The organism is Aeromonas sp. FDAARGOS 1411, assembly GCF_019047125.1.
Lineage (GTDB): Bacteria > Pseudomonadota > Gammaproteobacteria > Enterobacterales > Aeromonadaceae > Aeromonas > Aeromonas veronii.
The window spans coordinates 3,625,881-3,645,514 of the sequence record NZ_CP077214.1 but is presented as its reverse complement, the minus strand read 5'-3'; the positions used below and the strand labels follow the sequence as shown (position 1 = coordinate 3,645,514).

The following is a 19,634-nucleotide window of genomic DNA, read 5'->3' as shown; positions in this document are numbered from 1 at the left end:
AAGGGCGGGAATCCTGTTCCCGCCCGACTTCGATTACCAGCGGTAGTTGATGCTGCCCACTACGCTGCGCGGCTCGCCGTAGTAGCAGTAGTAGTCACAACTGGCCACGTAGGTTTCACCCAGCAGGTTGTTGACGTTGAGCTGGGCACGCCAGTTCTTGGCAAAGTCATACCCGATCATCGCATCCCAGACGGTATGGGCCGGCACCTCGGCAGAGCCGTAGATGGGGGTATAGTCCGCATTCACGGCGCCAATACCCACGCTGGAACCGATATAACGCACACCGGTACCCAGCTCCAGACCCGAAGCCACCCCTTGCTGCACCTTGTAGTTACCCCAGAAGGAGGCCTGGTGGCGCGGGATCAGGCTGGCACGGCGATCGCCACTGCCGGTGTCGTTGGTTTTGGCATCGGTGTAGGTATAAGCAGCGGTCAGACGCAGCGCATCTGTCACCTGCACGCTCCCTTCCAGCTCAACCCCCTGAGAGGTCACTTCACCCGCCTGGGTCTGCTGGCCGGAACCGGTAGAGACCAGCGAGTTGGTCTGGGCCAGATCGAACAGCGCCAGATTGATGTAACCGTCGAGGAAGGCAGGCGCATACTTCACGCCGGTCTCGTAGAGCTTGCCCTTGAGCGGCTTGTAGGAGTTTCGGGTGTTAGGATCGATCCCCGGCAGCACCTCGAACGACTCGGCATAGGCAAAGTAGGGAGAGAGGCCGTTGTCAGCCAGATACATCAGGCTGCCCGAGAGGGATAGCTCGTGATCGTACTGGCGCTCGTCCTTGCTGGTATTGGTGTTGTGGGTCTCCACATAGTCAAAACGGCCACCGGCAGTCAGCAACCAGCGATCGTCCCAGCGGATCTGGTGCTGGGCATAGAGGCCGCTCTGGCCCTTGCTGCTCTTCTGGTGAGTGGCGGTCGACTCGTCAAAACCGGGGAAGCCGCTGTAATCCGGGTTCATGGTATTGATGGAGCCCATACCGTAGTTGTCGGCCTCGACCCCTTCATTGACGTGACGCTGCAGATCCACCCCCAGCAGCAAGGTCTGCTCGGTGCTGTCGGTGCTCCAGTAGCCCACCATCTGGTTATCCATGGTGGCACTCTTGGTATTGCCATCACGGTAAACCAGGCCACGACTGGCAGTTGTGCCTTCATAGGTCGGGAAGATATAGGTCTGGCGCAGCAGCAGATCGTTATAGTTGAAACGGACGTTCTGCTTGAACTCCCAGGTCTGGTTGAGCTGGTGGGCCAGCTCGTAACCGGTGGAGATCTGGGTATTGCGGTTGCGATCGTAATCCGGCTGGCTCAGATTGGTAGAGGGATCAATCTCGCCACCTGACGTATTCAGGGTGCCATAGACCGGGAAGAAGCCGTTGGTCGGAACCCCTTCGTCGTGCAGGAAACTGGCCAGCAGTGTCAGGCTGGTACGATCCGAAAGATCGAAGGTGACGCTGGGCGCCAGATAAACCCGATCGTTGTAAGTACCGGTAAGCACCCCATCACGCTCTTTATAAAGAGCAACCATGCGGTAGCGGCTGTTGTCGGAGAGCGCGTCAGAGACGTCCACCCCGACCTGACGATGATCCCGGCTGCCAAGCTGCAGATCCACCTGCCCTTGCGGCGTGGCGGTCGGTCGCTTGCTGATGGCATTGATCACCCCGCCCGGAGGCGCCTCACCGTAAAGGATCGAGGCTGGCCCCTTCAGCACTTCCACACTATCCAGACCGAACGGTTCCGGCGTCCAGACGTAATAGCCGGAGCCAAACAACCGGTTGCCATCCAGATAATAGGCGGCATCGAAGCCACGCACCTTGAACCAGTCGGTGTTGTTGTCGGAACCATAGAGACCGGTCAATACGCCGGAACGGTAGCGAATCGCTTCATCCAGCTGCAACACGGCGTGCTGATCCAGCTCCTCGCGATTAACCACGGAGACGGCGCGAGGGGTCTCGGCCATCGGCACTTCCACCTTCATAGCCGTACCTGTCACCACCATGGTTTCGCTGGCTTTGGGCAGCTCAGCGGTGGTTTGTTCGGCCATCAGTGGCAGGGAGACGAGCAAACCGGAGAGCGAAAGCACGCCGAAGGCGCCCTTCTTGCCGGGTCCTGTAGTGTATTTTTGCGCAATCATATTAAAGTCTCGTTTATCAATGAGTTATGTTGTTTTAATTGTTATTTGTGGTCGTTTTTCACGACATCACCCTGTTCCATGGGCGAGTAAAGCAGCGCAATCCTACTACAGGAGCCGTGATCGAATCGATTCAATAATTGCTAATCATTTGCATCTACATTGTTATCTAGCTGCATCGTTGGCGGGATTTCGCGGGAGATGGGAGCCATCAGGAGAGCTATGAGCGGAGAAGAAAATGGAGAGGAATATAAAGAAGCAGAAAAAAGATCGGCAGGATGGATCCGGCGGCATTATCTGACTGGATCCATTATCCCCAAGCTTTATCCATATTTATCCACACCCTTTGGCGGTAGAATCCGGCTTTCCGTTTCTTTGTCTGAAATCAGGATCCATTCCATGGCCAAACTCAATCTCGTCGTCGGCTCCATGCTGGGCGCCGCCGAATATGTCGCAGACCACGTCGCCAACCTGCTGGAACAGGCTGGCCACCAGACCCGGATCCACAACCCGGCCAAGCTGGCAGAGGTGCTGGATGATGCGGGATCCATCCTGCTGGTGGTCACTTCCACCCATGGTGCCGGGGATGTGCCCGACAACCTGCAACCCTTCGCCAAGGATCTTGCCGAGCAGCATCCGGATCTTAATTCATTGAAATATGGCGTGATCGCCCTTGGCGACAGCAGTTATGACACCTTTTGCCAGGGCGGCAAGACGCTGGATCGGCTGCTGGCCGAGTGCGGAGCCAGCCGGATTGGCGAGCGACTCGACATCGATGTGACCCAACACGAGATCCCCGAAGATGCCGCAGAAGTGTGGATCCGCGACTGGATGACGATGATCGCCTGATCAGCGTGCGGGAGATCCTGAAAAAAAGCTTGATCTCCCCACTTATCCCCAGATCGACTATCCACCATGTTATTAACAGATTGATCCGGGGGAGTTGTTCTACAAGGTTACCCACAACGCCCAGGGGTAATGTGCATAACTACGGTGTAAAGCTCTGCAAAACCTATAGTTATCCATGTATTAGATCCAGACCGACAGACCTCTGTGTATAAAAGTCCTGGTTATCCCCTCGTTCACCGGGCCAGGATCCAAGCTTTTCCACAAGCTAGGATCGTCATTAAATTAATGATCTTTATGATCAAAAAGTGCTTATCAACAGAAAGGGCGGATCCTAATAAGAGATCCAGTAAAAGATCGATCTAAAGATCCTTAAGATCTAATTAGTGGATCCTCCCTTCATACTGAACGTTAAGTAGACGTTCCCCTCAGGACGCGAAACAGATAGAATGTTCCGCCCTTTAGCCCAGGCAAATAAAGATCTTCAGGCGTGCAGATCAAGGTGATCCCAATGCAATACCATGAACAATTTGATGTGATCGTCGTCGGTGGCGGTCATGCCGGAACCGAAGCAGCAACAGCGGCAGCCCGTATGGGCATGAACACCCTGTTGCTGACCCACAATATCGATACGCTGGGGCACATGTCCTGTAATCCGGCGATCGGCGGGATCGGCAAGGGACACCTGGTCAGGGAAGTTGACGCACTCGGCGGGATCATGGCGCGTGCCATCGATCTTGGCGGGATCCAGTTCCGCACCCTCAACTCCTCCAAGGGCCCGGCAGTGCGAGCCACTCGTGCCCAGGCGGATCGCCTGCTCTACAAGGCTGTCGTTCGCCAGATGCTGGAGAATTACCCGAACCTGAAGATCTTCCAGCAGGCCTGTGACGATCTGATCATGGACGGGGATCGTGTTGCCGGTGTGGTCACCCAGAGCGGGATCCGCATCAGTGGCAAGACTGTGGTGCTGACGGTCGGTACCTTCCTGAATGGTTTGATCCACATCGGGATGGAAAACTACAAGGGCGGCCGTGCCGGGGATCCTCCCTCGATCGCATTGGCCCAGCGCCTGCGTGAACTGCCGCTGCGCATCGATCGTCTCAAGACGGGCACCCCGCCGCGCATCGATGCCCGCAGCGTAGATTTCTCCGTAATGCAGGAACAGCATGGCGACGATCCGCGCCCCGTCTTCTCGTTTATCGGCGATGCCAGCCAGCATCCCCGTCAGGTGCCTTGCTACGTCACCCACACCAACGAGCGTACCCACGAGGTGATCCGCAATAACCTGGATCGCAGCCCCATGTACGCCGGGGTGATCGAGGGGATCGGCCCGCGCTACTGCCCGTCGATCGAAGACAAGATCACCCGTTTCGCCGACAAGACGGCGCACCAGATCTTCGTCGAACCGGAAGGCCTGACCACCCACGAACTCTATCCGAACGGGATCTCCACCAGCCTGCCGTTTGACGTGCAGGTGCAGATCGTCCGTTCCGTGCGCGGCTTCGAGAACGCCCACATCACCCGCCCGGGCTATGCCATCGAATATGATTTCTTCGATCCGCGGGATCTCAAGGCCAACATGGAGAGCAAGTGCATTCCAAACCTGTTCTTCGCTGGCCAGATCAACGGGACGACCGGTTACGAAGAGGCGGCTGCACAAGGCCTGATGGCCGGTCTGAACGCGGCCCTGCGTGCCCAGGACAAGGATCCCTGGAACCCGCGTCGGGATCAGGCCTACATGGGCGTGATGATGGACGATCTCTCCACCCTGGGGACCCGCGAGCCTTACCGCATGTTCACCAGCCGTGCCGAATATCGCCTGCTGCTGCGGGAAGACAACGCCGATATCCGCCTGACTGCCATCGGTCGCGAACTGGGTCTGGTGGATGACGAGCGCTGGAGCAAATTCAACGCCAAGATGGAACAGGTCGAGCTGGAGCGTCAGCGCATGCGTTCAACCTGGATCCACCCGCAACATCCGTCACTGGAAGCGGTCAACGCCCTGGTCAACACCCCGCTGACCCGCGAACAGAGTCTGGAAGAGCTGCTGCGTCGCCCCGAGGTAACCTATGATGCGCTGATGGCCATCGAAGGGGTCGGCCCTTCCGTGACCGATCCTGCCGCGGCCGAACAGGTTGAGATCCAGATCAAGTACGCCGGTTACATCGAGCGTCAGCACGATGAAGTGGAAAAACAGCTGCGCAACGAGAACACCTTGCTGCCGCTGGATCTGGACTATCGCGAGGTGAACGGCCTCTCCAACGAGGTGAAAGCCAAGCTGAACGATGCCAAGCCGCAGACCATTGGTCAGGCTTCCCGCATCTCCGGTATCACCCCGGCGGCCATCTCCATCCTGCTGGTTCACCTGAAAAAACACGGCCTGCTGCGTAAAACCGCCTGAGGATTCTTACCGTTGGAAAATATGCTGGAAAGATTGAACGGCCTGCTCATGCAGGCCGGAATTGTTATCACCGATACCCAAAAGAGCCAACTGGTGCAGTTGGTCGAGTTGCTGCACAAGTGGAACAAGGCTTACAATCTCACCTCGGTGCGAGATCCGGACGCCATGCTGGTCAAGCATATCCTCGACAGTCTGGTGGTAAGCCCCCACTTGCACGGGGAGCGCTTCATCGATGTGGGGACCGGTCCCGGCTTGCCTGGACTGCCGCTGGCCATCATCAACCCGGACAAGCAGTTCGTTCTGCTGGACAGTCTGGGCAAACGGATCAACTTCATCCGCCAGGTCATTCTGGAGCTGGGGTTGACCAATGTGACGCCGATCAAATCCCGGGTGGAAGAGTATCAACCCGAAGTCGGGTTTGATGGTGTACTCAGCAGAGCGTTCGCTTCGCTAGAGGACATGCTGAGCTGGTGTCACCACCTGCCGTCAGAACAGGGCAGCTTCCTCGCGCTCAAGGGACAATATCCCGCAGAGGAGCTGGCCCAGTTGCCTGCCAATATCCGTCTGGTAGCCTGTCATGAGCTGCGGGTGCCGGAGCTGGAAGGCGAACGTCATCTGCTGGAATTCAAACATATCCAGCCCGAATAGGGTCGCAGTTTCATTTAGGGGATAGTGTGGGAAAAGTCATTGCCATAGCCAACCAGAAGGGTGGAGTGGGTAAAACCACCACCTGTGTGAACCTGGCCGCCTCCATGGCCGCCACCCGGCGCAAGGTGCTGGTGATCGATCTGGATCCGCAGGGCAATGCCACCATGGGCAGCGGCGTCGACAAGTACGAAGTCGAGCGCACCGCCTATGAGCTGCTGATCGAAGATGCTCCCATCAGCGAGGTGATCATACCCGAAACTTCCGGTGGTTATCACCTGATCGCCGCCAACGCCGACGTGACCGCAGCCGAAATCCGCCTGATGGAGTTTTTCGCCCGCGAGATCCGTCTGCGCAATGCGCTGGCCTCGGTGCGGGACAAGTACGACTACGTCTTCATCGACTGCCCACCTTCCCTCAACATGCTGACCGTGAACGCCATGGCCGCCGCCGACTCCGTGCTGGTGCCCATGCAGTGCGAATACTATGCGCTGGAAGGGCTCACCGCCCTGGTCGACACCATCAGCAAGCTGGCCGCCGTGGTCAATCCCGATCTCAAGATCGAAGGTGTGCTGCGTACCATGTACGATCACCGCAACCGGCTGGCCAATGATGTGTCCGATCAGCTAAAACAGCACTTTGGCGACAAGGTCTACCGCACCATCATTCCCCGCAATGTTAGACTGGCTGAGGCCCCGAGTTTCGGTGCCCCGGCCATGCACTATGACAAATCATCGGTGGGCGCCAAGGCCTACCTGGCACTGGCTGGCGAGATCCTGCGCCGCCAGGAGCAGGAACGTCAGGCGACCATCGCAGACCGAGAGAGCATATGACTCCGAAAAAACGTGGACTGGGCAAGGGGCTGGATGCCCTGCTCAGTACCAGCACGGCTGCCCGCCAGAAACAGGTGATGAGCGATCAACGTACTGAAGAGGCCATGGCCCCCACCAATCAGGGCGAGCTGCGCAAGCTGCCGGTGGAGTGGTTGCAGTCCGGCAAGTACCAGCCCCGCAAGGACATGTCCCAGGATGCACTGGAAGAGCTTGCCAACTCCATCCGCGCCCAGGGGGTGATCCAGCCCATCGTGGTACGCCCTCTCGGCGAACAATCCTTCGAAATCATCGCCGGTGAGCGGCGCTGGCGCGCGTCCCAGCTGGCGCGGCTTGAGGTGGTGCCCTGTATCGTCAAGGATGTGCCCGACGAGGCTGCCGTCGCCATCGCGCTGATTGAGAATATTCAGCGGGAAGACCTTAATGCCATCGAAGAGGCGGTCGCTTTACAAAGACTGCTGACCGAATTTGAACTCACCCACCAGCAGGTGGCCGAGGCGGTGGGCAAGTCCCGCACCACGGTGACCAACCTGTTGCGTCTCAACCAGCTCAACGACGACGTGAAGCGTTTCGTCGAGCATGGCGACCTCGACATGGGCCATGCCCGTGCCCTGCTGGCCCTGAGTGGCCAGGCCCAGTCCGAACTGGCCAAGCTGGTTGCCCAGAAAGGGCTGACCGTGCGCGATACCGAGAAGCTGGTGCAAAAAGCGCTCGAACCGGCAAAAGCCATGGTCGAACCGGCCCGTGATCCGCAGATCGGCTACCTGGAGCGCCAACTGGCAGAAAAAATTGGCAATCAGGTGCAACTTCAGCCTGGCAAGCGGGATAGCGGGAAGTTAGTAATAAGTTACGAGAATTTGTCCGATTTGGACCGTATATTGGGCTATTTTGGCGTGTCGGAATCGTGATTTTTACGCTTTTTGTAGTAATAAAACATCCATTCCTTTTGATATGACCATAACCCTGATTTGCCGCGGAAAGCCGCAAAAATTAAGGATTTTTGTCATATTGCAATAGCTGCCCTCAAGGGTATAATTTGACCGGCTTTAAGAGCTGTTAACATGGGGTCTTCGGATCCCGATTTTTTACAGTTCTGTAATGTTCAGGGGTAGGTTGGTGAAGCAGAAAATAGCCTTGGAAGGTTTGACACTGGCCTTGGTTATGCTCGTTTGTCAGCTCATCCTGATCCTGGCGATGAGTGCCGTCTGGTTTTACCTGACTGGTGCCAGCGCCGGTTATTCCGCCCTCTACGGAGGGGGGATGTACTGGGTTCCTCAAGCCTTGTTTACTGTCTGGGTGCTGCGCCGCAAGGTGACAACCGAGAGTGTGGGCCTGGTTTTGCGGGACTTTTATGGTGGGGCAGGGATTAAGCTCATTTCTACAACAGGTCTATTCGCCCTGATGTTTGGTGCGGGAGTCGAGGTCGTTACCGTCTCGTTTTTCGCCACTTATATCCTCGCCCTCGTTGTACAGTGGATGGTTTCATTCACGCTTAACAACCACTATTAGGAAAACTCATGTCTGCAACCGGAGAAGTCCTGACTCCTCAGGGATATATCTCCCACCACCTGACCCACCTTCAAGTCGGGTCCGGGTTCTGGACGGTCAATATCGACTCAATGGTATTTTCCGTCGTGCTAGGCGCCCTGTTTATCCTGCTGTTCCGCAAAGTAGCCGTTAACGCTACCAGCGGGGTGCCGGGTAAGCTGCAGTGCTTTGTGGAGATGCTGGTCGAGTTTGTGAATGGTAACGTCAAAGACATCTTTCACGGTCGCAACAAGGTCATCGCACCTTTGGGGCTGACGGTGTTTGTGTGGATCTTCCTGATGAACTTCATGGATCTGATCCCCGTTGACTTTATCCCTCACGCTGCACAATTGATGGGTATTCCCTATCTGCGTGTGGTTCCCTCTGCTGACGTTAACATCACCATGTCCATGGCTTTGGGCGTGTTCTTCTTGATCCTGTATTACAGCATCAAGGTCAAGGGTATCGGCGGGTTTGTGAAGGAGCTGACGCTTCAGCCTTTCAACCACCCGGCGGCCATCCCGGTTAACCTCATCCTGGAAACTGTTACGCTGATTTCCAAACCTGTTTCTCTGGGTCTTCGACTGTTCGGCAACATGTATGCTGGCGAACTGATCTTTATCCTGATTGCTGGTTTGTTACCCTGGTGGTCACAGTGGATCCTGTCCGTGCCTTGGGCAATTTTCCACATCCTGATCATCACTTTGCAGGCATTCATTTTCATGGTTCTGACCATCGTCTATCTGTCGATGGCGCAGGAAGACCATGGTTGATGCAACTCAAATAATCCTTTTTATACAATCAATTACATCTAAATAACTGGAGATCCTCATGGAAAACTTGAACATGGACCTGCTGTACATCGCTGCTGCAATGATGATGGGTCTGGCTGCTATCGGCGCTTCCATCGGTATCGGTATCCTGGGTGGCAAGTTCCTGGAAGGTGCTGCTCGTCAACCGGATCTGATCCCTGTTCTGCGTACCCAGTTCTTCATCGTAATGGGTCTGGTGGATGCGATCCCGATGATCGCCGTTGGTCTGGGTCTGTACGTGATGTTTGCGGTTGCTGGCTAAGTCGTTACGACTCTCCAGGCATAACCCATTAACTAACTTAAGAGGACATCGGCTGTGAATATCAATGCCACCCTCCTCGGCCAAGCAATTGCTTTTTTCTTCTTCGTAGTGTTTTGCATGAAGTACGTATGGCCGCCGCTGATTGCAGCCATCGAAGCCCGTCAGAAAGCTATTGCTGACGGTCTCTCTTCTGCCGAACGTGCCAAGAAAGATCTGGATTTGGCCAAGGCCAACGCCACCGATCAGCTGAAAGAAGCCAAGCTGCAGGCTGCTGAAATCATTGAGCAGGCTAACAAACGTAAAGCCCAGATCATTGATGAAGCTGCCGCTGGTGCCCAGTCTGAGCGGGAAAAAATCCTGGCTCAGGGCCGTGCCGAGATCGAAGCTGAACGTCATCGTGCCAAAGAAGAACTGCGTAAGCAGGTTGCTGCTCTTGCCATTGCTGGTGCAGAGAAGATCCTGGCGCGTCAAATCGACCAGGCTGCCAACAGCGACATCGTCGACAAACTGGTAGCAGAACTGTAACGGGAACGGGGCTATGTCTGAACTGACTACAATCGCTCGCCCCTACGCCAAGGCTGCTTTCGAGTTTGCCGTTGAGCACAAGGCGGTTGACCAGTGGCTGGGTATGCTCGGTTTTGCTGCGCAAGTAGTGGAAAACGAGACCATGCACAACTTGGTAAACGGCTCTGTGGCCGCCGAAGAGCTGGCAACGTTGTTTGTCGGTGTCTGCGGTGAGCAACTCGACGTGCATGGCCAGAACCTGATCCGGGTGATGGCCGAGAATGGTCGCTTGGGTGTGCTGCCGGCGGTCGTTGCTGAATTTGTAGCGTTTAAAGCTGAACTGGATAAAGAGGTTCAGGCTGACGTGATTTCGGCGATCGAACTGACCGACCAGCAGAAAGCCAATATTCAGGCTTCTCTGGAACAACGTCTCGCGCGCAAAGTGAAGCTGAATTGCAGCATCGATGCGTCCTTGATGGCCGGGGTGCTCATCAAGGCCGGTGATCTGGTAATCGACGGAACTGTCCGCGGTAAGCTGGATCGCATGGCTGACGCGCTGCAATCTTGATTGGGGTATTAGAGCATGCAACTGAATTCCACTGAAATCGCCGAGCTGATCAAGCAGCGCATTGCGCAGTTTGATGTAAAGAGCGAAGCGCGTAACGAAGGTACTATCGTCTCTGTGAGCGACGGTATCATTCGTATTCACGGCCTGGCTGATGCCATGCAGGGTGAGATGATCGAGCTGCCGGGCAACCGCTACGCTCTGGCATTGAACCTGGAGCGTGACTCCGTTGGTGCGGTGATTATGGGTTCCTATGACGGTCTGTCAGAAGGAATGAAAGTAAAAGGTACTGGCCGTATTCTGGAAGTGCCGGTAGGTCGTGGTCTGTTGGGCCGGGTGTTGAACACCCTGGGTCAGCCGATCGACGGTAAAGGTCCGATCGACAACGACGGCTTCTCGCCGATCGAAGTGATCGCACCGGGCGTTATCGAGCGTAAGTCTGTTGACCAGCCGGTCCAGACCGGTCTGAAAGCCATCGATGCCATGATCCCAATCGGTCGTGGCCAGCGTGAGCTGATCATCGGTGACCGTCAGGTTGGTAAGACCGCCATCGCGATCGACACCATCATCAACCAGAAAGATTCCGGCATTAAGTGTGTCTACGTTGCGATTGGCCAGAAGGCCTCCACCATCGCCAACGTGGTGCGCAAGCTGGAAGAGCACGGCGCCCTGGCCAACACCATCGTGGTTGTTGCCTCTGCCTCCGAAGCTGCTGCCCTGCAGTACCTGGCTCCGTATGCCGGTTGCTCCATGGGTGAGTACTTCCGTGACCGCGGTGAAGACGCGCTGATCATCTATGATGACCTGTCCAAGCAGGCCGTAGCTTATCGCCAGATCTCCCTGCTGCTGCGCCGTCCGCCAGGACGTGAAGCTTACCCGGGTGACGTTTTCTATCTGCACTCCCGTCTGCTGGAGCGTGCTGCTCGCGTTAACGCCGAGTACGTAGAGAAGTTCACCAAGGGTGAAGTGAAAGGCAAAACCGGTTCTTTGACTGCGCTGCCAATCATCGAAACCCAGGCGGGTGACGTATCTGCGTTCGTTCCGACCAACGTGATCTCCATCACCGATGGTCAGATCTTCCTGACTTCACAGCTGTTCAACTCCGGTATTCGTCCGGCGGTTGACCCGGGTATCTCCGTATCCCGTGTAGGTGGTGCTGCTCAGACCAAGATCGTCAAGAAGCTGTCCGGTGGTATCCGTACCGCGCTGGCCCAGTATCGCGAACTGGCGGCATTCGCCCAGTTCTCTTCCGATCTGGACGAGGCGACTCGCAAGCAGCTGGATCACGGTGTGAAAGTGACCGAGCTGATGAAGCAGAAGCAGTACTCTCCGCTGAGCGTGGCTCACCAGTCTCTGGTGCTGTTCGCCGCCGAGAAAGGCTATCTCTCCGATGTCGAGCTGAACAAAATCGTCGACTTCGAAGCCGCTCTGCTCTCTTACGCCAATACCCAGCATGCCGAGCTGATGGCTGAAATCAATGCCAAAGCCGACTACAACGACGCGATCGTTGGCAAGCTGACTGCGTTGCTGGATAGCTTCAAAGCAACCCAGACCTGGTAAGCGTGTGTGGCAGCGTGAGCTGCCACTTGATGGAGAGTAAGAGATGGCCGGCGCAAAAGAGATACGTAACAAGATCGGGAGTGTGAAAAACACTCAGAAGATCACCGGCGCTATGGAAATGGTGGCAGCAAGCAAAATGCGCCGTGCGCAGGAACGCATGTCTGCCAGCCGTCCGTACGCTGAAACCATGCGCAAGGTGATCGGCCATATCGCTCAGGGGAACTTGGAATACAAGCACCCCTACCTCATCGAACGTGAGGTCAAGCGAGTGGGTTACATCGTCGTCTCCACCGACCGTGGCCTGTGTGGTGGTCTGAACATCAACCTGTTCAAGGCTGCCCTCAATGATATGAAGCAATGGAGCGCGAAAGGTGCCAAGGTTGACCTGGCACTGATCGGTAACAAGGCCTCCAACTTCTTTGAACGGCACGGCGCCAAGGTGAAAGCTCATGTCGCAGGACTGGGCGATAGTCCGAGCGTCAATGACCTGATTGGTTCAGTCAAGGTCATGCTGAAGGCTTACGACAACGGTGAGATTGACAAGCTGTATCTGGTGTACAACAAGTTCGTCAACACCATGGTGCAGCAACCACGGGTCGATCAACTGCTGCCTTTGCCCGTAACTGAAGACAGCAAGCTCGCCAAGAAACACCACTGGGATTACCTCTATGAGCCGGATCCCAAGAAGCTGCTGGATACCCTGCTGGTTCGCTACGTCGAATCTCAGGTTTACCAGGGTGTAGTGGAAAACTTGGCAAGTGAACAGGCAGCCCGAATGGTTGCCATGCAAGCCGCGACTGACAACGCCGGTAACCTGATTAACGATCTGCAACTGGTATACAACAAGGCCCGTCAGGCCAGTATTACCCAGGAGCTGACAGAGATCGTATCCGGTGCTGCTGCGGTGTAAGGCAAGGGTTATCAAAGGTTTAGAGGATTTGACATGAGTAACGGTTTCATCGTCCAAATCATCGGCGCTGTGGTGGACATCGAGTTCCCGCAGAATGCCGTGCCCCAGGTGTACGATGCACTGAAGGTCGTTAGCGAAGGTCAAGGCCAGGGTCTGGTGCTGGAAGTTCAGCAACAGATCGGTGGCGGCGTCGTTCGTTGCATCACCATGGGCTCCTCCGACGGTCTGCGTCGTGGGTTGGAAGTAGTGAATAGCGGTAAATCCATCCAGGTTCCGGTCGGTACTGCGACTCTGGGTCGGATCATGAACGTACTGGGCGAGCCAATCGACGAAAAAGGTCCGATCGGTGAAGAAGAGTGCTGGTCTATCCACCGCGCTGCCCCCAGCTACGAAGATCAGTCCAACAGCAACGATCTGCTGGAAACAGGCATCAAGGTTATCGACCTGGTATGCCCGTTCGCCAAGGGTGGTAAGGTTGGTCTGTTCGGTGGTGCCGGTGTAGGCAAAACCGTAAACATGATGGAGCTGATCCGTAACATCGCGATCGAGCACAGTGGTTACTCTGTGTTCGCCGGTGTAGGTGAGCGTACCCGTGAGGGTAACGACTTCTACCACGAGATGATGGAGTCCAACGTACTGGACAAAGTATCTCTGGTTTACGGTCAGATGAACGAGCCGCCCGGAAACCGTCTGCGCGTTGCGCTGACCGGCCTGACCATGGCCGAAAAGTTCCGTGACGAAGGTCGTGACGTACTGTTTTTCGTAGATAACATCTACCGTTACACCCTGGCCGGTACTGAAGTATCCGCACTGCTGGGCCGTATGCCTTCCGCAGTAGGTTACCAGCCGACCCTGGCCGAGGAGATGGGTGTTCTGCAAGAACGTATCACCTCCACCAAGACCGGTTCCATTACCTCCGTACAGGCCGTTTACGTGCCTGCGGATGACTTGACTGACCCGTCTCCGGCGACCACCTTCGCCCACCTGGATGCGACCGTCGTACTGTCCCGTCAAATCGCGGCACTGGGTATCTACCCGGCCGTTGACCCGCTGGACTCTACCTCTCGTCAGCTGGATCCGCTGGTGGTTGGCAAAGAGCACTACGAGACCGCTCGTGGCGTTCAAACCGTACTGCAGCGCTACAAAGAGCTGAAGGACATCATCGCCATCCTGGGTATGGATGAACTGTCAGAAGAAGACAAACTGACCGTAGCCCGTGCCCGTAAGATCGAGCGTTTCCTGTCCCAGCCGTTCTTCGTAGCAGAAGTGTTTACCGGTTCTCCGGGCAAATACGTGCCGCTGAAAGAGACCATCCGTGGTTTCCAGGGCATCCTGAAAGGCGAGTATGACGATCTGCCCGAGCAGGCGTTCTACATGGTTGGCGGTATCGACGAAGTCGTCGAGAAATCCAAGAAACTGTAAGCCTCGACAGGAGGGCCCATGGCAGAGATGATCTCCTTTCACCTGGATGTGGTGAGCGCCGAAGGAAAACTGTTTTCCGGTCGCGTGCAATCCGCTCAGGTATCAGGCTCCGAAGGTGAGTTGGGTCTCCGCCACGGTCATGCTCCGTTGCTGACTGCCATCAAGCCGGGCCTGGTCCGCTTGGTGAAGCAGAACGGAACTGAAGAGGTGCTGTACATCTCCGGTGGTATGCTGGAAGTACAACCTGAATCCGTGACCGTGCTGGCGGACACCGCGATTCGTGCTGACGACTTGGATGAGGCGAAAGCCCAGGAAGCCAAGCGCGCAGCCGAAGAGCGGATCCACAGCTCCCATGGTGATATCGACTACGCCCAGGCCGCCACCGAGCTGGCCAAGGCGATGGCTCAACTGCGAGTCATCGATATCGTCAAAAAGAATTACCGCTAATAACGGTGATGTAAAAAGCGACCTTCGGGTCGCTTTTTTTTTACCCGTTGGATAGACTCCGCCGAGTATTTCTTCATGTTCCAAAGGTCAATTTATGTCACTCAACGTCGTGATCCTGGCGGCGGGTAAAGGTACCCGCATGCGCTCTTCCCTGCCCAAGGTACTCCACCCGGTAGCCAACAAACCCATGGTTTCCCATGTGATCGATACTGCCCGTCAGGTTGGTGCCGAGCAGCTGCATCTGGTTTATGGCCACGGTGCCGAACTGCTGAAAGAGCGGATCGTGGCGGCCGATGTCAACTGGGTGCTGCAAGCTCAGCAGCTGGGAACCGGTCACGCCGTCGCCCAGGCCATCCCGTTCTGGAAGGATGAGGACGACGTGCTGGTGCTCTACGGCGATACCCCGCTGATCCAGCCCGAGACCCTGCAGCGACTGCTGGCTGCCAAGGCTGAAAACGGGATGGCACTGCTGACCGTAGTGCTCGACAACCCGACCGGCTATGGCCGTATCGTCCGTGAAAATGGTCAGGTAGTCGGCATCGTCGAGCAGAAGGATGCCAATGCCGAACAGCTGGCGATCCGTGAGGTGAATACCGGCGTGCTGGTGGCCAATGGGGGCCAGTTGCGTCAATGGTTGTCTCGTCTCGACAACAAGAACGCCCAGGGTGAGTTCTATCTGACGGATGTGATCGCCATGGCTCACAGCGATAATTGCCCGATTGCCGCCGTGCATCCAGAGCGTGCCGCTGAAGTTGAAGGGGCCAACAATCGGGTGCAATTGGCCCAACTTGAGCGCAGCTATCAGCAGATGCAGGCCGAGAAACTTATGATTGCAGGTGCAACCATGATCGACCCCGCACGCTTTGATTTGCGTGGGGTTTTGGAAATTGGTGAAGAGGTTGTTATTGATGCAAACGTCATCATTGAGGGCAAGGTGACTCTCGGCAATCACGTTCGTATCGGAGCCGGTTGCGTACTGAAAGATTGTGTCATTGGCGATCACACCGAGGTGAAACCCTACTCGGTTATCGAGGGTGCAAAGGTGGCAGATCAGTGCTCAGTGGGTCCGTTTACCCGCTTGCGTCCGGGGGCGGTTCTGGAGCAGGATGCGCACGTTGGCAACTTCGTCGAGATGAAGAAGGCCCGTCTTGGGGTTGGTTCCAAGTGCGGTCATCTGACCTATCTGGGTGATGCCGAGATCGGAGCCGGGGTGAATATCGGTGCTGGTACCATCACCTGCAACTACGACGGGGTCAACAAATTCCAGACCATCATCGAGGACGATGTGTTCGTTGGTTCTGACACCCAACTGGTAGCGCCTGTTCGCATCGGCAAAGGGGCCACCCTGGGTGCCGGCTCTACTATTACCAAGGACGTGGGTGAACATGAACTCGTGATTACCCGGGTACCCCAGCGTCACATCAAGAACTGGGCTCGTCCGGTCAAGAAAACTGATAAGTGATATCAGTATGAAGGCGACCCATGAACAAACGAATCATCAAGCTCGCAGACGCGAGCCACAGTCTGTTTTCCCGCTTTGTCGATCTGGTGGGAATTTCAGTCTCAATGGTGCTGCTTTCGCGGCACTTTGGTTTGTTTCATGGGTTGGACGAGATGTCACTGGCCACGCTGGGCATGGTGGTCTTCTTTCTGGTTTCCCAGAATACCGGGCTCTATTGCAGCCGGGTTCGTAAACATCTGGCGCAGTCTCTGCTGCGCCTCATCTTCTCCTGGTTGGTAACAGCTACCCTGCTCTACCTGCTGGTCTATCTGGTTCCCATCTTTAAACCCTACCACCCTTTCCCGCTTGAGCTGGCTGTGCTCTGGCTTGCCATGGCCTGTCTTATTTCTACCGGCTATCGGGTGCTGTACCAACTGGTGACCCTCTGGTTCAGCGGAGCTTCCTGTTGCCGCCGCGTAGCCATTATCGGGGTCACGCCTGCCGGGTTGGCATTGGAGAAATCCCTGTGGGAGAGTCCGCGTCACGATATCCAGATGCTCGGATTTTTCGATGCCCGTAGCGAAGAGCGCTTCGGTTACCCGACTCGCAGTCCTCTGTTGGGTGATGTCGACGAGCTGCTTGAGCTGGCCCGAAAAGGGCTGGTCGACGAAGTCTATCTGGCGCTACCCCTGACGGCCCGGGAGCGCATCAATCACTACCTCTACGAACTCTCCGATACCACGGTCGATACCTATCTGGTTCCCGATTTTTACGAGTACGGCCTGACCGTATCCCACATCGATCGGGTGGGCGATATCTATACCTTCAGCTTTTTCGATTCCCCGTTTGAAGGGGGCGCCGCCCTGCTCAAACGGATTGAAGATCTGGTGCTGGGTTCACTCATCCTACTGCTCATCTCTCCGGTTATGGCGCTGGTGGCGCTCGGGGTGCGTCTCTCTTCACCCGGACCTGTGCTCTTCAAGCAGGATCGCTACGGCCTGGGGGGGAAACGGATCCAGGTCTGGAAATTCCGCTCCATGCGCGTCATGGAGAATGATGCCGTGGTGACTCAGGCAACCAGAGGCGATCCCAGAGTGACGCCATTCGGTGCGTTTTTGCGTCGTACCTCGCTGGATGAGCTACCGCAATTTTTCAATGTGATTCAGGGTTCCATGTCGATCGTTGGGCCGCGTCCCCATGCCGTGGTGCACAACGAGCAGTACCGCTCACTGGTGGAGCGTTACATGCTGCGCCACAAGGTGAAACCGGGGATTACCGGGCTGGCCCAGATAAATGGATTTCGTGGTGAAACCGACACCCTCGACAAGATGGAGATGCGGGTCAAGTTCGATCTCAAGTACATCCAGTACTGGTCACTCTGGCTGGATTTAAAAATCATTTTCCTGACAGTATTCAAGGGGTTTGTCGGTGCATCCGCTTACTAGCCTCATTTGCGCTGGAGTGCTGCTCTCTCCCTCTCTTTCAGTCCGCGCCGAGGTCACCCCCGTATCCCATCAGGGGCCGCTTGGTCTGGAGATCCAGACCGAGGTGGAGAGCCGTTACGGCCACGACAGCAACCTGTTGTGGCAGCGTGACAGTGGTCAGGCGATTGGCTCCGATTTTGTCGGGATCACCCCGGAATTTCGCATGGTGGGCGAACGCGGCCTGGATCGCTATCAGTTCAGCTATCAGGGTGATTATCGTCGCTATGGCAGCAGCCATGCGGATGACTATGCCGATCACCAGTTCCAGTTTGACGGCAGCTGGCGCTTCTCCCTGCGCAACGCCTTCAAGCTGATGTACCAGTATCGGCTGGGCCATGAGGCGCGTGGCGAGGGGCTGACTGAAGGCTTTATGTTGCGGGGAGATACTTCTCCCTGTCCCAGCGACGCAGATGAGAAGGAAGGTCGTGCGCTCTGTGGTGATGGCACATTTGGCAGATTTCAGATAAGTGAGCCGCTGCGGTTCAAACGCAGCGAAGTGGGTGGCCGTTACAGTTATGGCGCTCCCGATGCCAGAGGCAAGCTGGAGCTGGCGCTCTCCCACAAGGATCTGGGCTATCTCGACAAGCACCTCTACCAGCATGACTTTGAACGCTATATGGCCGAGCAGGAGTGGCAGGAGAACACCTCTATTGTCGAGCTGTTCGATCAGGTGAGTCATGTCAGCCGTTTTCGTTACACCCTGCAGACCAATCTGCGACGCTATCCGGCCAATCCGCGCAAGGATTCCGACGAGTTTTTTCTCATCACCGGGGTGATGAGCCAGCTGACCGGCAAGACCCGGATCGATGCCAATATCGGCGGGATCTACAAGCGTTTCGTCAATGATCCACAGGCGGAGAGTTTCAAAGGGCTGAACTGGGATCTGCGTCTGGAGTGGCAACCGATGGATTACAGCAAGCTCGCGCTGCTCTCCAGCCGGACCATTCGTGATCCGGGTGGTGACGGCGGCTATGTCAGCAGCCAGCTATATGGCGCCGAGTGGCAGCACCACTGGTCACCCGGAGTGGCGACCATGCTCTCTTATCACGATATCCGGGATGATTATCACCAGTCGGTGGTCTGTGGTAACGACAACCGCCACCGTCAGGATGACATCCATCGCTGGGGCATGGGCATCAGCTACGACATTCGTCCCTCCGTCAATCTGGGGCTCCACTACCAGCAGGCCGACTCAGGTTCCAGCTTTGTCGGGCAGCCCATCGACATCGGTGGCAATTGCTATGGCCGTGCCCTCGGTTACGACAAACAACAGCTTTCTCTTTCACTCAAGGTAGCCATTTAACATGAACAAAAGCGTGATGGTGCTTCTGCTTGGCTGGTTGTTCAGCCTGTCGGTCTGGGCTGGCCAGAGCCCGCAAGGCAACGGTTCCGCCTACCGGTTGGCACCGGGGGACGAGGTCGAAATCCGGGTGTATGGCGAGCCGGATCTGTCGATGAAGTTCAAGGTCGATACCAGTGGCCACGTCAATTACCCCTATCTGGGTCAGGTGCTGCTGATGGGCCATACCACTACTGAGGTGGCCGAGCTGCTGACCATAGGGCTCAAGCACGGCGTGTTGCTCGACCCCATGGTTACGGTCAACGTGACCACTTTCCGCCAGGTGTTTGTTGCTGGCGAGGTGGCTCACCCGGGTGGCTATGAATACCAGCCCGGCCTGACGGTGGAGAAGGCTGTTGCGTTGGCGGGTGGTTTCACCGATCGCGCCGCCAGACGGGATATCAGCCTGCGCCTCAATGGCAGCGATCAGTTGCTGGAAGAGGTGAGCCTGCAACGGCAGCTCAATCCCGGCGACATCATCACCATCGAACAAAGTTTCTTCTGATCCAGGA

At 56.3% G+C, this 19,634-nt stretch carries 19 protein-coding genes; 18 read left to right on the top strand and 1 reads right to left on the bottom strand.

Annotated features, from left to right (window positions below; all coding sequences use genetic code 11):
- Nucleotides 1-33: 33 nt before the first annotated feature.
- On the bottom strand, nt 34-2,130 hold the full coding sequence (locus I6L41_RS16470; RefSeq protein ID WP_216960087.1) for a TonB-dependent siderophore receptor: 2,097 nt from the start codon (nt 2,128-2,130) through the stop codon (nt 34-36).
- Between the two features lie 396 nt (nt 2,131-2,526).
- Here I6L41_RS16470 and mioC point away from each other — a divergent pair, with 396 nt between their 5' ends.
- From mioC to I6L41_RS16380, 18 genes are all read left to right on the top strand, one after another.
- On the top strand, nt 2,527-2,976 hold the full coding sequence (gene mioC, locus I6L41_RS16465) for an FMN-binding protein MioC (RefSeq protein ID WP_033138545.1): 450 nt from the start codon (nt 2,527-2,529) through the stop codon (nt 2,974-2,976).
- 508 nt (nt 2,977-3,484) lie between these two features.
- On the top strand, nt 3,485-5,374 hold the full coding sequence (mnmG, locus tag I6L41_RS16460) for a tRNA uridine-5-carboxymethylaminomethyl(34) synthesis enzyme MnmG (RefSeq protein WP_058056584.1): 1,890 nt from the start codon (nt 3,485-3,487) through the stop codon (nt 5,372-5,374).
- A gap of 21 nt (nt 5,375-5,395) precedes the next feature.
- Nucleotides 5,396-6,022, top strand: a complete 627-nt coding sequence (gene rsmG, locus I6L41_RS16455; RefSeq protein ID WP_033115246.1) for a 16S rRNA (guanine(527)-N(7))-methyltransferase RsmG — start codon at nt 5,396-5,398, stop codon at nt 6,020-6,022.
- Nucleotides 6,023-6,048: 26 nt separating this feature from the next.
- Nucleotides 6,049-6,852, top strand: a complete 804-nt coding sequence (locus I6L41_RS16450) for a ParA family protein (protein WP_216952494.1) — start codon at nt 6,049-6,051, stop codon at nt 6,850-6,852.
- Nucleotides 6,849-7,757, top strand: coding sequence for a ParB/RepB/Spo0J family partition protein (locus I6L41_RS16445; RefSeq protein ID WP_019445507.1), 909 nt, complete (start codon nt 6,849-6,851; stop codon nt 7,755-7,757). Before I6L41_RS16450 ends, I6L41_RS16445 begins: the two co-directional genes overlap by 4 nt.
- Before the next feature lie 190 nt (nt 7,758-7,947).
- The gene (locus tag I6L41_RS16440) at nt 7,948-8,358 is read left to right on the top strand and encodes an ATP synthase subunit I (protein WP_019445506.1); all 411 of its coding nucleotides are present in this window, start codon (nt 7,948-7,950) and stop codon (nt 8,356-8,358) included.
- 8 nt (nt 8,359-8,366) lie between these two features.
- On the top strand, nt 8,367-9,149 hold the full coding sequence (gene atpB, locus I6L41_RS16435) for a F0F1 ATP synthase subunit A (RefSeq protein WP_005339335.1): 783 nt from the start codon (nt 8,367-8,369) through the stop codon (nt 9,147-9,149).
- A gap of 58 nt (nt 9,150-9,207) precedes the next feature.
- Nucleotides 9,208-9,450, top strand: coding sequence for a F0F1 ATP synthase subunit C (gene atpE, locus I6L41_RS16430; protein ID WP_005307205.1), 243 nt, complete (start codon nt 9,208-9,210; stop codon nt 9,448-9,450).
- Between the two features lie 54 nt (nt 9,451-9,504).
- On the top strand, nt 9,505-9,975 hold the full coding sequence (gene atpF / locus I6L41_RS16425) for a F0F1 ATP synthase subunit B (RefSeq protein WP_005339336.1): 471 nt from the start codon (nt 9,505-9,507) through the stop codon (nt 9,973-9,975).
- 13 nt (nt 9,976-9,988) lie between these two features.
- The gene (atpH, locus tag I6L41_RS16420) at nt 9,989-10,522 is read left to right on the top strand and encodes a F0F1 ATP synthase subunit delta (RefSeq protein WP_005339341.1); all 534 of its coding nucleotides are present in this window, start codon (nt 9,989-9,991) and stop codon (nt 10,520-10,522) included.
- A gap of 15 nt (nt 10,523-10,537) precedes the next feature.
- Nucleotides 10,538-12,079, top strand: coding sequence for a F0F1 ATP synthase subunit alpha (atpA, locus tag I6L41_RS16415; protein WP_005339342.1), 1,542 nt, complete (start codon nt 10,538-10,540; stop codon nt 12,077-12,079).
- A gap of 43 nt (nt 12,080-12,122) precedes the next feature.
- Nucleotides 12,123-12,989: a F0F1 ATP synthase subunit gamma gene (gene atpG, locus I6L41_RS16410; RefSeq protein WP_005339343.1), complete on the top strand. Its 867-nt coding sequence runs from the start codon at nt 12,123-12,125 to the stop codon at nt 12,987-12,989.
- 33 nt (nt 12,990-13,022) lie between these two features.
- Complete coding sequence (gene atpD / locus I6L41_RS16405; RefSeq protein ID WP_005339344.1) at nt 13,023-14,411, top strand: F0F1 ATP synthase subunit beta; 1,389 nt, start codon at nt 13,023-13,025, stop codon at nt 14,409-14,411.
- 18 nt (nt 14,412-14,429) lie between these two features.
- Nucleotides 14,430-14,858 carry a F0F1 ATP synthase subunit epsilon gene (locus tag I6L41_RS16400; protein ID WP_005339345.1) on the top strand — a complete coding sequence of 143 codons (429 nt, stop codon included), beginning with the start codon at nt 14,430-14,432 and terminating at the stop codon, nt 14,856-14,858.
- A 94-nt stretch (nt 14,859-14,952) separates the two neighbouring features.
- On the top strand, nt 14,953-16,320 hold the full coding sequence (gene glmU, locus I6L41_RS16395) for a bifunctional UDP-N-acetylglucosamine diphosphorylase/glucosamine-1-phosphate N-acetyltransferase GlmU (protein ID WP_139735972.1): 1,368 nt from the start codon (nt 14,953-14,955) through the stop codon (nt 16,318-16,320).
- Nucleotides 16,321-16,340: 20 nt separating this feature from the next.
- On the top strand, nt 16,341-17,744 hold the full coding sequence (locus tag I6L41_RS16390; protein ID WP_216960082.1) for an undecaprenyl-phosphate glucose phosphotransferase: 1,404 nt from the start codon (nt 16,341-16,343) through the stop codon (nt 17,742-17,744).
- Nucleotides 17,728-19,086, top strand: coding sequence for an outer membrane beta-barrel protein (locus I6L41_RS16385; RefSeq protein ID WP_216960079.1), 1,359 nt, complete (start codon nt 17,728-17,730; stop codon nt 19,084-19,086). The genes I6L41_RS16390 and I6L41_RS16385 overlap by 17 nt, the downstream gene beginning before the upstream one ends.
- Before the next feature lies 1 nt (nt 19,087).
- Nucleotides 19,088-19,627, top strand: a complete 540-nt coding sequence (locus I6L41_RS16380; RefSeq protein WP_216960076.1) for a polysaccharide biosynthesis/export family protein — start codon at nt 19,088-19,090, stop codon at nt 19,625-19,627.
- Nucleotides 19,628-19,634: the final 7 nt, after the last annotated feature.

Bases quoted from the DNA above. Each gene is read 5' to 3' on its own strand.
- I6L41_RS16470 (WP_216960087.1), bottom strand. From the start codon at position 2,130: ATGATTGCGCAAAAATACACTACAGGACCCGGCAAGAAGGGCGCCTTC.
- mioC (WP_033138545.1), top strand. From the start codon at position 2,527: ATGGCCAAACTCAATCTCGTCGTCGGCTCCATGCTGGGCGCCGCCGAA.
- mnmG (WP_058056584.1), top strand. From the start codon at position 3,485: ATGCAATACCATGAACAATTTGATGTGATCGTCGTCGGTGGCGGTCAT.
- rsmG (WP_033115246.1), top strand. From the start codon at position 5,396: ATGCTGGAAAGATTGAACGGCCTGCTCATGCAGGCCGGAATTGTTATC.
- I6L41_RS16445 (WP_019445507.1), top strand. From the start codon at position 6,849: ATGACTCCGAAAAAACGTGGACTGGGCAAGGGGCTGGATGCCCTGCTC.
- I6L41_RS16440 (WP_019445506.1), top strand. From the start codon at position 7,948: ATGTTCAGGGGTAGGTTGGTGAAGCAGAAAATAGCCTTGGAAGGTTTG.
- atpB (WP_005339335.1), top strand. From the start codon at position 8,367: ATGTCTGCAACCGGAGAAGTCCTGACTCCTCAGGGATATATCTCCCAC.
- atpE (WP_005307205.1), top strand. From the start codon at position 9,208: ATGGAAAACTTGAACATGGACCTGCTGTACATCGCTGCTGCAATGATG.
- atpH (WP_005339341.1), top strand. From the start codon at position 9,989: ATGTCTGAACTGACTACAATCGCTCGCCCCTACGCCAAGGCTGCTTTC.
- atpA (WP_005339342.1), top strand. From the start codon at position 10,538: ATGCAACTGAATTCCACTGAAATCGCCGAGCTGATCAAGCAGCGCATT.
- atpG (WP_005339343.1), top strand. From the start codon at position 12,123: ATGGCCGGCGCAAAAGAGATACGTAACAAGATCGGGAGTGTGAAAAAC.
- atpD (WP_005339344.1), top strand. From the start codon at position 13,023: ATGAGTAACGGTTTCATCGTCCAAATCATCGGCGCTGTGGTGGACATC.
- I6L41_RS16400 (WP_005339345.1), top strand. From the start codon at position 14,430: ATGGCAGAGATGATCTCCTTTCACCTGGATGTGGTGAGCGCCGAAGGA.
- glmU (WP_139735972.1), top strand. From the start codon at position 14,953: ATGTCACTCAACGTCGTGATCCTGGCGGCGGGTAAAGGTACCCGCATG.
- I6L41_RS16390 (WP_216960082.1), top strand. From the start codon at position 16,341: ATGAACAAACGAATCATCAAGCTCGCAGACGCGAGCCACAGTCTGTTT.
- I6L41_RS16380 (WP_216960076.1), top strand. From the start codon at position 19,088: ATGAACAAAAGCGTGATGGTGCTTCTGCTTGGCTGGTTGTTCAGCCTG.